The organism is Pelomonas sp. Root405 (genome assembly GCF_001425165.1).
In the GTDB taxonomy this organism is placed as follows: domain Bacteria; phylum Pseudomonadota; class Gammaproteobacteria; order Burkholderiales; family Burkholderiaceae_C; genus Pelomonas.
Map to the genome: position 1 here is coordinate 123,332 of NZ_LMDU01000013.1, position 9,817 is coordinate 133,148.

A 9,817-nucleotide genomic window follows, 5' to 3' on the forward strand; every position below is an offset into this window, starting at 1 on the left:
ATTGACGCTCAGTTTGACGCTCACGCCGCTCCCCGCTTTCGACGACAACTATCTCTGGCTGCTGGACAACGGCCATGAGGCCCTGGTCGTCGATCCCGGCGATGCCGCGCCGGTCGCCGCGGCACTCGATGCCCGCGGCCTGACGCTCGCGGGCATTCTATTGACCCACCACCACGCGGATCACGTCGGCGGCGTCAACGCGCTGCGGTCGCGCCTGGCGGGCCCAATCTACGCGCCCGCTAACGAGACCATGCCTGAACCGGTGCAGCGCGTGCATGGCGGCAACACGGTCGAGGTGCTGGGCCTGCGCTTCGCGGTCATGGACGTGCCGGGCCACACGGCGGGCCACATCGCCTACTTTGCCGCCGAGGTGCCGGGGGCCGACCCTCTGCTGTTCTGCGGCGACACCCTGTTCAGCGGCGGCTGCGGCCGCCTCTTCGAAGGCACACCGGCGCAGATGCATGCCTCGTTGCAGTCGCTGGCCGCGCTACCACCCGAGACGCGCGTCTGCTGCGCCCATGAATACACGTTGTCCAACCTGCGCTTTGCGCAAGAGGTGGACCCAGCCAACGCGGCCCTCGCTGCCTACACCGCCTGGTGCCAGGCCGAACTCGCTGCCGGTCGCCCGACACTGCCGGGCCGGATCGGCACCGAGGCCCGCATCAACCCTTTCCTGCGCTGCAGCGAGCCGGCCCTGCGTGACGCCGCCCGCCGACACGCGCCGCTGAAACTCCCGGCCGCGCCCAGCCCGGTCGATGTATTCGCCAGCCTGCGCGAATGGAAGAACGGATTCCGATGACTTTGATCCACCGACTGTCCCCCCTCGTATTGCCGGCCCTGCTGGCCGCCTGCGCCACCACCACTCCCCTCCCCCCGCTGGACGAAGCGCCGGCACCGCCACTGTCCCCTCCCGCCGCGGCTGCCGTGGCCAGCGCCACGACCGAATCCGCCGTTTCGCCCGAGCCAGTGCGCGCCATCGCCGCCGAGCTGCTCGAAGACAACCTGCGCCCTGGCCAGAAGATCGACCTCGACGCCCCGGAGGCCAATGCCGACCTGTGGGCGCGCGTGCGCCAGGGCTTCCAGCTGCAGGACCTGGACGACGACTGGGTGCGCAAGGCCGAGGCCTGGTACAGCGCGCGGCCCGACTACGTCGAGCGCATGACGACACGCGGCAGCCGCTACCTCTTCCACATCGTCGACGAGGTCGAGAAGCGCGGCATGCCGGCCGAGCTGGCCCTGCTGCCCTTCATCGAGAGCGCCTTCGTGACGCATGCCGTGTCCAGTGCCAAGGCCACCGGCATGTGGCAGTTCATGCCCGCCACCGGCCGCGATTTCGACCTGAAGCAAAACATCTTCCGCGACGACCGCCGTGACGTGCTGGCGTCCACCCGTGCAGCGCTGGACTACCTCGGCCGCCTGCACAAGATGTTCGGCGACTGGCACCTGGCGCTGGCCGCCTACAACTGGGGTCAGGGCAACGTGCAGAAGGCGATTGCGCGCAACCAGAAGCGCGGCCTGCCGACCGACTACGCCAGCCTGACGATGCCCGATGAGACGCGCTATTACGTGCCCAAGCTGCAGGCCGTCAAGAACATCGTCCTCAACCCCGACCGCTATGCGCTGGCCCTGCCGCCGGTGGCCAACCACCCGTATTTCCTCAGCGTCAAGATCGAGCGCGACATCGACGTGTCGCTGGCCGCCCAGCTCGCCGGCCTCACGCTGGAGACCTTCCAGCAGTTCAACCCGCAGATGAACAAGCCGGTCATTCTGGCCGCGGCCACGCAGCAGGTGCTGCTGCCCTACGACCAGGCCAGCAACTTCGCCGAAAACCTGGCGCGTCACCGCGGTCCGCTGGCCAGCTGGACAGCCTGGGTCGTGCCCAAGACGATGAGCCCATCGGAAGCCGCCCGGCGGACCGGCATGCCGGAATCGGCACTGCGCGAGATCAACCGCATCCCGCCCAAGATGCTGGTCAAGGCCGGCTCCACGCTGCTGGTGCCGCGCGCCGAACATGTGCACGACGACGTCTCCGAACGGCTGGCCGACACCGCCAGCCTCAGCCTGGCGCCCGACGCGCCGCCGCTGCGCCGAGTGACGCTCAAGGCCGGCAAGGGCGACACGGTCGCCGTGATTGCCGCGCGCTACAAGGTGCGCGCCGATCAGGTCGCGCAATGGAACAAGGTCGGCAATTCGACCCGCTTCAAGCCCGGCCAGGCCGTGGTGGTCTACACGGCCTTCAAGGCCAAGGCCGCCCCAGCCAAGACGACGGTGGCGGCACGCGCCGTTGCCAAGAAGGGCAAGTCCTCGGTCCGCGCCGCCAAGGCGCCCGCGCCTCGCAAGCTGGCCAAGGACCGTGGCGGCAAGGGCCGCAACAACGTCGTCGCGTCAGCCGCGCCTTGATCCAGCAAGATACTCGCGCATCAGCGCGCGTCCCCGTTGGATGCGGCTCTTGGCCGCCTCGCGCGTGATGCCCAAGCGGTCAGCCACCTCGCCGATGGTCAGCTGCTCCATGTCCCGCAGCAGGATCACCTCGCGGTAGATCTCGGGCAGCGACTCGAGCGCGCGGACCAGGTCGATGCGCAACTCGTCCGGCGGCACGCGGGCCAGGTGCTCGGCCTCGTGCCGCTCGCTCAGCGCCTCGGTGCCGCGCATCAGCCGCAGCACCGGCAGCATGCACAGCCGCGTCACCATGCGCAGCATCCAAGCGGCCAGCGCCAGGGGATCGCGCAACGTGCCGACGCGCCGATACAGCACGATCAGCGCCTCCTGCACGACGTCTTCTACCGCCGAGCTGCGATGGCATTGGCGGCGCGCGTAGCGCCGGATGTCCGGCTGCAGCTGGCGCAGCACCTGCTCCAACGCGCCGGGGTCACCCGCCTGTGCGGCCTCGAAGACCCGCGCGTCGACCGCGATCACCGGCGCTCATCCGGCAGCCGGCGGCCCACCATTGCGCAGGCCGGGCAGAAACCGAGCAAGCCGCTCAGCGCGGCCAACACCCCGCTGACTGCCAGGCCCACGCCCAGCGGCGTCAATCCCAGTTGCATCAGCGCGCACGCCACGATCAGCGCGCCGCCGATCCCGCGCGCCCAGCGCTCTTTCGTCCCCACGTTGTTCCTGTAGATCATCAATTCACCTCGTCGCTGCCCGAGCACGGCGGGCATCATCGACAAGGAGGGCCGCTGATGCGAAAAGGACTCAGGCCGAAGCGAAATAACCGCTAGACGAAGAAGAGCGCCGCGCTGACCGCCAGGCCCGCGAACCAGACAAGTGAGCGCAGCGTCGCCTGATCTGCCACGTACAGACCGATGAAGGCCAGGCGCGCGGCGACGAAGCCCAGTGCCAGCGCATCCACGGTGCCCTGGGGCGCCTGGTGCTGATGGGCGACGAACAGGCCGGCGAGGAAGACCGGCAAGGCCTCCCAACTGTTGGCCTGCGCGGCATGGGCACGCGCCTGCCAGCCGCTCAGATTCGCGAGCCATTCGCGCGGCCGGTTGTTGTCGAATCCGCCATCACGGCGGCGCTTGCCGAAGCCCTTGGACTTGGCCAGCCCGGCGCAGACGATGGGCAGCACGCAGGCTACGAGCAGGCAGAGTTGGGCAATCGTCATCGAGCTTCTTTCAACGTCGGTCTGTCAGGGCGTGGGCGATGGTGCCCAGGTCCACGTACTCGAGTTCGCTGCCGACCGGCACGCCACGCGCCAGCCGGGTCGAGCGGATGCCGCGGGCGCGCAGCGCCTCGGCCAGCACATGGGCCGTGGCCTCGCCCTCGGCGGTGAAGCTGGTGGCGAGGATGACCTCCTCGACGCCCTCCTCGCCCGCCCGGGCGAGCAGCTCGGCCGCGCCGATCTGCCGCGTGCCGACGCCGTCCAGCGGCGAAAGCCGGCCGAGCAGCACGAAGTAGTAGCCGCGGTAGGAGGCGGTGCGCTCGAGCGCCGCCTGGTCGGCCGGCGTCTCGACGACGCAGAGCAGGCGCGCATCACGTTCGCCATCGGCGCAGACACCGCAGATGGGCGCCTCGCTGAAGGTGTGGCAGCGCTCGCAATGCTTGATGCGCTCGACCGCCGCCGTCAACGCATCGGCCAGGCGCGGCATGGCCAGGCGGTCATGCTGCAGCAGGTGGTAGGCCATGCGCTGAGCCGACTTCTGGCCCACGCCGGGCAGGCGCTTGAGCGCCTCAACGAGCGTATCCAGTGCGTTCAAATCGAAGCCATGTTGTCAGCAAACGATCGCCGCCGCAGGCGCGATCTTGTCGAGCGGCAGCCGTGGAACTGGCTTTGCCAGGCCACCGGCTGCGCCCCCTTGAGGGGGAGGCGCGCAGCGCCTCGGGGGTGGGCCATCAAAACGGGAATTTCATCCCCGGAGGCATGGGCATGCCCTGCGTCAGCTTGCCCATCTTCTCGCTGCTCGTCGCCTCGGCACGGCGGGCCGCGTCGTTGAAGGCGGCGGCCACGAGGTCTTCCAGCATGTCCTTGTCATCAGCCAGCAGGCTGGGGTCGATGGTGACGCGGCGGACTTCGTTCTTGCAGGTCATGACGACCTTGACGAGGCCGGCGCCGCTCTGGCCCTCGACCTCGATGCTGGCGAGTTCTTCCTGCGCCTTCTTCAGGTTGTCCTGCATCGCCTGGGCCTGCTTCATCAGACCGGCGAGTTGGCCTTTCATCATGATCGTGTCCTTGTCAAAGAGTGGGAGTCAGCGGCTGCACGGAGCCCGGCAAGATGCGCGCCGACGAAAATTGGGAAAGCAGCGTCCGTGTCATCGGATGTTGGGCGGCGAGGTCCTCCGCAGCCCGTTGCTGTGCCTCGGTGCGGGCCACGGTGCGCAGCGCAATCGAGTCCTCGGCGACGCCGACCTCGATGTGGAGCTGTGCATCCAGCGCCGCTTCGAGCTTGGCGACGAGGGCCGGTGCGCGCAGCGATTCGCGCTCGACCCGCAAGGTCCAGGCCTCACGGCCGTCGACGGTGCGGCGCGCAAGTGCCTGCGCCTGGCGGGCCAGCTCGGCGGTCATCCCGACCAGGTTGAGGGCCGCGACGCGTTCGGCCCATTGCGCGCCCTCGGCGGTCTCGCGCAACACCGCACGGCGCGGCGCTTCGACATCCCGCGCGGCGGCGGGAACGGATGCCGGCGCATCGTCCGCCTCCATCCACGGCGGCGGCGCATCGTCGGGCGGCGGGCCGTCCATGTCGTCGTCCGCCTGGGCGTCGACTTCAACGGGGCGCGGACGCAGACGGTCGCTGAGTTTGGGGGCGGATGGCTCGGCTGCCATGGGCGCCGCAACCACCGGCGCCGGCGTGAAGCCCTTGGGCGTCGCGACCGGTGCCAGGACAGGCGCTGCGACCGGCGCCGGCGGCGCCACCTTAGGCAACGGCACCGCGACGACGGCCTTGGCCACCGCGGGCGGCCTCACCAGGGCCGCGGCCTTGATCGGCTTGGCGCTGGTGCCCGCCGGCCGGAAGGCCAGCATGCGCAGCAGCACCATCAGCAGGCCGGCGTACTCATCCGGTGCCAGGTGCAGCTCGGCGCGGCCGTGCAGGGCCATGCTGTACATCAGCTGAATCTCGTCGGCCGGCAGCGCGGCGGCCAGGCGGCGGATCTCGGCGGTCTCGGTGTCGGCATCGTCCAGCGCGGTGGGCGCGGCCTGCGCCAGCGCCATCTGCTGGAAGAGCGTGGCCAGGTCCTCCAGCGTGCCCGCAGCCGACAGGCCGGCACCACGCAGCGCATCGGCCTGGGCAACGACGGCCTCGCCGCTGGCGGCAGCCAGTGCATCGACGATGGCGACGACATGACCGCGGTCGACGCTGCCCAGCATCTGGCGCACGCCCGCTTCGGTCAGTGAGCCGGCACCGAAAGCAATCGCCTGGTCGGTCAGCGACAGGCCGTCGCGCATGGAGCCCCGCGCGGCACGCGACAGCAGCCGCAGCGCGCCCGGCTCGGCCGGCACGTTCTCGGCACCGAGCACATTGCCGAGGTGCATCTGCACGTCCGCCGCTGCCATCGGCCGCAGGTTGAACTGCAGGCAGCGCGACAGCACGGTGACCGGCACCTTCTGCGGGTCGGTCGTGGCCAGCACGAACTTCAGGTAGTCGGGCGGCTCCTCCAGCGTCTTCAGCATCGCGTTGAAGGCGGTGTTCGACAGCATGTGCACTTCGTCGATCATGTAGACCTTGAAGCGCCCGACGACCGGCTTGTAGACGGCTTGGTCCAGCAGTTGCGAGATCTCCTCGACACCGCGGTTGGACGCCGCGTCCAGTTCCACGTAGTCGACGAAGCGACCCGAATCGATGTCCCGGCAGGCGTGGCAGACACCGCAGGGCTGGGCCGTGATACCGCCCGCGCCGTCCGGCCCCACGCAGTTCAGGCTCTTGGCCAGGATGCGCGACACCGTCGTCTTGCCGACGCCACGGGTGCCCGTGAACAGATAGGCGTGGTGCAGGCGCCCCTGCGTCAACGCGTTGGCCAGGGCCTGCACGACGTGTTCCTGGCCAACGAGCTGCTCGAAACTCTGCGGACGGTATTTGCGGGCCAGGACCTGGTAACTCATCCGCAGGATTCTAGGCGTCGATAATCCCGCCCCATGACCTCGCAAGCCCCCCTCACCTACGACCAGGCCGGCGTCAATTACGACCTGATCGACCCGCTCAAGATCACCGCGCAACGCGCCGCCGCCGCCACCGGCGCCCACCTGGGCGCACATGGCTTCACCGAAGTGAAGGCCTCGCGCGGCGAATCGGCCTATGTGGTGGACGTGGGGCCCTTCTACCTGGCGTCCATCGTCGAATGCCTGGGCACCAAGACGCTGGTGGCCGACGAGATGGCCAAGTTGACGGGCAAGAGCTACTTCGCCGGCATCGCTCAGGACACCATCGCGATGGCCGTCAACGACCTGATCACCGTCGGCGCGACGCCGCTGGTCGTGCAGGCCTACTGGGCCGCGGGTGGCAGCGACTGGTTCGGCGACGCGCAGCGCGCCCAGGCGCTGGTGGCCGGCTGGAAGGCCGCCTGCGACACCTGCCAGGTCGCCTGGGGCGGTGGCGAGACGCCCGCGTTGGCCGGCATCGTGGAAGACGGCCGCATCGACCTGGCCGCGTCCTGCACCGGCCTGATCAACCCCAAGGAGCGGCTCTCGGTCGGCGACAAGCTGGGCGCTGGCGACGCCATCGTGCTGCTGGCCTCCAGCGGCATCCATGCCAACGGCCTGAGCCTGGCGCGCAAGCTGGCCGAGCGCCTGCCCCAGGGCTATCTGACCGAGATCGAACCGGGTCTGACGTACGGCGAAGCGCTGCTCGCACCGACTGCCCTTTATTCCCCCGTCACCGAGGCGCTGTGGAAGGCCGGCATCGCGCCCCACTACTGCGCCAACATCACCGGCCACGGCTGGCGCAAGCTGTTGCGCCACCCGAGCGCGCTGACCTATCGCATCCACACCGTGCCGCCCAAGACCGCGGTACTCGACTTCATCCAGAAGCAGGCCGGCCAGGACGACCGCGAGGCCTATTCGACGCTCAACATGGGCGCCGGATTCGCCATCTTCGTCAAGGCCGACGACGCCGAGCGCACCGCCCAGGTCGCGCGCGATTGCGGCATCCAGGCCTGGGTGGCCGGCACGGTCGAGGCGGGCGAGAAGCAGTTGTTGATCGAGCCGCTGAACATCCGCTTTAGCGAAGACGACCTGGCATTGCGCTGAAGTGTCCGGTCCACAGCTCCCGAGGGCCGAGCGCCGGGCTGCTCCCAAGCCGGCCCGTCTGGTGATGTGCAAGCGGGGCATTCCCCGCGAGCATCGCCGCCCGGTTGGGCTGTCCTGCGTTCGGCAGCGCAAGCCCGGACGAGGGGCATCGTGACCTGGTACTACACCCAGATGGTCCAGTGGCATGTGTGGCTGGCCTGGTGCAGCGTGGGCCTGTTCTTCGCGCGCGGCCTGCTGTTTCAGTTCGGCGCGCCGCAGCTCCAAGGCATCGCCAAGGACGCGCGTCTGCTGGTGGTGGTCTTCAGCGTCAATGCCTGCCTCGTCGTCACTGGCTTGGGCCTCTGGGGCGCCATCGGCTACCACCCCGTGCGCGATTGGTGGCTCGGGGTGAAGCTCGTCGCGCTGCTCGGCTACGTGGCTTGCGGCCATTGGGCATTGAGCCAGGCGCGCCTTCACCTAATCGGCTATCTCACCGCGTTGGCCCTGCTGGCGCTGGCAATGGACCTTTCGATCAACCGCCAGTTTTTGCCCGGGTAGAATGATCAGCGACGGGCCTCCCCGCATGGAAGCGCGCCCAACCGGGTCAGGTGGGGAACCAAGCAGCCCTAAGCGTTGCAACCAGTGCCGGGGTCAGGCTCGTCACCCTCCCCTCCCTTCTTGAAGCCGACTGCGGCGATGTCGTTGGCCCCCCTGGCCACGGCCACTTGCCAAGCTGAGCGAAAAAAAGGGAAGGCTTGTCGCCTCCCCCCTCGTCAGGCAGTGCCCCGAGCTAGTTCGGCGACTTCGGGATATCGGTCGAACGCACAGTCAGCGACTTGATCTGGCCGCCGCCGCTCACGCTGCCGTCGACCTGTCCTTCACGCACACGACGCTCGCACAGCTCGCGGTCTTCGCCGCGCTGAGCCTGGCAACGCTTGAGCGCGTTGGCGGCCCACTGCTCGGCCCTGTCGTCGGCGGAGATCAGCTTGCCTTGGCGGGCCTGGGCGTAGGCCGCTCCGGCTTCGCGCAGGCAAACATCGCGGGGCTGACTGGTCTTGGCGGTCAGGCAGTCGGCCTTCTCGCGCTCGTACTGCAGCCGCAGCGGGTCGGCATTCTTCGCCGCGGGGCCGGCAGCCTGGGCGAGGCCACCGCAGGCCAGCAGGCTCGCAACCAGCCATCGGTTTGTCGTTAAACGTCTTGTCATCGCCGTCTCCTTGAGGATTGAAGCCACGGAATGCGGCTTAGCCACGCGAGCGAACCGGCTGGTTGTCGTTGGAGATATAGACCTCGACGCGACGATTCATGGCGCGGTCCGAGGTGCTCGAATTGCTGGCCACCGGGTATTGCTCGCCGTAGCCGCGCGTGGCGATGCGGGTCGGGTCCACGCCCCGGGCGCGCAGCGCGTCGGCCACCGCTTGCGAGCGCCGCTGCGACAGCGTCATGTTGGTTGCGTCGCTGCCGGTGCTGTCGGTGAAACCCTCGATCAGCACACGGCGGTCAGCGTGCTGGTTGAGGTAGTTGGCCAGCTTGCCGATGGCTTCCTGCGCCGCCGGCCTGATCTCGGCACGTCCCGTCTCGAACAGCACATCACCCAGCGTGACGAGCATGCCGCGATCCGTCTGCTTGGCTTGCAGGTCCGCCAGCTCGCGCTGGAGGGCGTCAGCCTGCGCCTGGGCTTGGGCAGCCGTCATCGTGGCCGCTGCGGCCTGCTGGCGCGCGGCGTTTGCATCGGCATTGGCGTTGGCCGCCTGGGCTTGCGCCGATGCCGCCTGGTTCTGGGCGCGACGGGCGCGTTCGGCGTTGGCGTCGGCGCGAGCACGCTCGCGGTCGGCCTCGGCAGACTTGATGGCTTCTTCATCCGTCTGCGCCTTGGCCAGGGCCATGGCGGTGCGCGCCTGGGTGGCGGCCACATAGGCGGCTGAATCGATGTCGGCAGGCGCCTCGCGCTTGACGCTGAGTTCATCGGCAACGCGCAGGGAGTCGGCCGCCTTCTTCAATTCCAGCGGCGCGTACTTCGCGACTGCCGGGTCAGCCTCGGCGCTGCGCACGGTAGCGCGCGCCTGCTGCAGTTGCGGCGTGACGGTGGGCGTGCTCGCACAGCCTGCAAACAGGGCGGCAGCTGCGGCCAGGGCGGTCAGGGTCTTGATGGTTCGCATG

Annotated in this window: 12 protein-coding genes and 1 other RNA gene; 5 read left to right on the top strand and 8 right to left on the bottom strand. The window is 69.1% G+C overall.

All coding sequences use genetic code 11. From position 1 onward, the window contains the following. Positions 1–13 precede the first annotated feature (13 nt). The gene (gene gloB / locus ASC81_RS16550) at positions 14–799 is read left to right on the top strand and encodes a hydroxyacylglutathione hydrolase (RefSeq protein WP_056269985.1); all 786 of its coding nucleotides are present in this window, start codon (positions 14–16) and stop codon (positions 797–799) included. Next, on the top strand, positions 796–2,400 hold the full coding sequence (locus ASC81_RS16555) for a transglycosylase SLT domain-containing protein (protein WP_056269303.1): 1,605 nt from the start codon (positions 796–798) through the stop codon (positions 2,398–2,400). The genes gloB and ASC81_RS16555 overlap by 4 nt, the downstream gene beginning before the upstream one ends. Here the strand turns inward: ASC81_RS16555 and ASC81_RS16560 are convergent. From ASC81_RS16560 to dnaX, 6 genes are all read right to left on the bottom strand, one after another. Next, the gene (locus ASC81_RS16560; RefSeq protein WP_056269305.1) at positions 2,386–2,916 is read right to left on the bottom strand and encodes an RNA polymerase sigma factor; all 531 of its coding nucleotides are present in this window, start codon (positions 2,914–2,916) and stop codon (positions 2,386–2,388) included. The two genes, ASC81_RS16555 and ASC81_RS16560, sit on opposite strands and share 15 nt — an antisense overlap. After that, a complete protein-coding gene (locus tag ASC81_RS16565) occupies positions 2,913–3,164 on the bottom strand; it encodes a YgaP-like transmembrane domain (RefSeq protein WP_235533700.1) in 252 nt (83 codons plus the stop codon). Before ASC81_RS16565 ends, ASC81_RS16560 begins: the two co-directional genes overlap by 4 nt. Positions 3,165–3,217: 53 nt before the next feature. Next, positions 3,218–3,607, bottom strand: coding sequence for an MAPEG family protein (locus ASC81_RS16570; RefSeq protein ID WP_056269306.1), 390 nt, complete (start codon positions 3,605–3,607; stop codon positions 3,218–3,220). A gap of 10 nt (positions 3,608–3,617) precedes the next feature. Beyond that, on the bottom strand, positions 3,618–4,199 hold the full coding sequence (gene recR, locus ASC81_RS16575; protein ID WP_056269307.1) for a recombination mediator RecR: 582 nt from the start codon (positions 4,197–4,199) through the stop codon (positions 3,618–3,620). Between the two features lie 136 nt (positions 4,200–4,335). Further along, on the bottom strand, positions 4,336–4,662 hold the full coding sequence (locus ASC81_RS16580; RefSeq protein ID WP_056269309.1) for a YbaB/EbfC family nucleoid-associated protein: 327 nt from the start codon (positions 4,660–4,662) through the stop codon (positions 4,336–4,338). A gap of 13 nt (positions 4,663–4,675) precedes the next feature. Beyond that, the gene (gene dnaX, locus ASC81_RS16585; RefSeq protein WP_056269310.1) at positions 4,676–6,538 is read right to left on the bottom strand and encodes a DNA polymerase III subunit gamma/tau; all 1,863 of its coding nucleotides are present in this window, start codon (positions 6,536–6,538) and stop codon (positions 4,676–4,678) included. Between the two features lie 33 nt (positions 6,539–6,571). Between dnaX and ASC81_RS16590 the strand changes: the two genes are divergently transcribed. The 3 genes from ASC81_RS16590 to ffs all read left to right on the top strand — a co-directional run bounded on the left by ASC81_RS16590 (position 6,572) and on the right by ffs (position 8,325). Continuing rightward, the gene (locus ASC81_RS16590; protein ID WP_056269312.1) at positions 6,572–7,681 is read left to right on the top strand and encodes an AIR synthase-related protein; all 1,110 of its coding nucleotides are present in this window, start codon (positions 6,572–6,574) and stop codon (positions 7,679–7,681) included. Between the two features lie 150 nt (positions 7,682–7,831). Then, entirely contained in the window at positions 7,832–8,218 is a 387-nt protein-coding gene (locus ASC81_RS16595) for a SirB2 family protein (RefSeq protein WP_156392192.1), read from the top strand. A 10-nt stretch (positions 8,219–8,228) separates the two neighbouring features. After that, an RNA gene (gene ffs, locus ASC81_RS26635) (signal recognition particle sRNA small type) lies at positions 8,229–8,325 on the top strand. A gap of 125 nt (positions 8,326–8,450) precedes the next feature. On the opposite strand, the gene ASC81_RS16600 is transcribed toward ffs, so the two are convergent. Together ASC81_RS16600 and ASC81_RS16605 are read right to left on the bottom strand one after the other, a co-directional pair. Continuing rightward, complete coding sequence (locus ASC81_RS16600; protein WP_056269316.1) at positions 8,451–8,864, bottom strand: hypothetical protein; 414 nt, start codon at positions 8,862–8,864, stop codon at positions 8,451–8,453. 37 nt (positions 8,865–8,901) lie between these two features. Next, the gene (locus ASC81_RS16605) at positions 8,902–9,816 is read right to left on the bottom strand and encodes an OmpA family protein (protein WP_082536579.1); all 915 of its coding nucleotides are present in this window, start codon (positions 9,814–9,816) and stop codon (positions 8,902–8,904) included. Between the last annotated feature and the right edge of the window lies 1 nt (position 9,817).

Coding starts and splice junctions, on each gene's coding strand:
- ASC81_RS16555 (WP_056269303.1), top strand. CDS start 796: ATGACTTTGATCCACCGACTGTCCCCCCTCGTATTGCCGGCCCTGCTG.
- ASC81_RS16565 (WP_235533700.1), bottom strand. CDS start 3,164: ATGATGCCCGCCGTGCTCGGGCAGCGACGAGGTGAATTGATGATCTAC.
- ASC81_RS16570 (WP_056269306.1), bottom strand. CDS start 3,607: ATGACGATTGCCCAACTCTGCCTGCTCGTAGCCTGCGTGCTGCCCATC.
- ASC81_RS16580 (WP_056269309.1), bottom strand. CDS start 4,662: ATGATGAAAGGCCAACTCGCCGGTCTGATGAAGCAGGCCCAGGCGATG.
- dnaX (WP_056269310.1), bottom strand. CDS start 6,538: ATGAGTTACCAGGTCCTGGCCCGCAAATACCGTCCGCAGAGTTTCGAG.
- ASC81_RS16590 (WP_056269312.1), top strand. CDS start 6,572: ATGACCTCGCAAGCCCCCCTCACCTACGACCAGGCCGGCGTCAATTAC.
- ASC81_RS16600 (WP_056269316.1), bottom strand. CDS start 8,864: ATGACAAGACGTTTAACGACAAACCGATGGCTGGTTGCGAGCCTGCTG.
- ASC81_RS16605 (WP_082536579.1), bottom strand. CDS start 9,816: ATGCGAACCATCAAGACCCTGACCGCCCTGGCCGCAGCTGCCGCCCTG.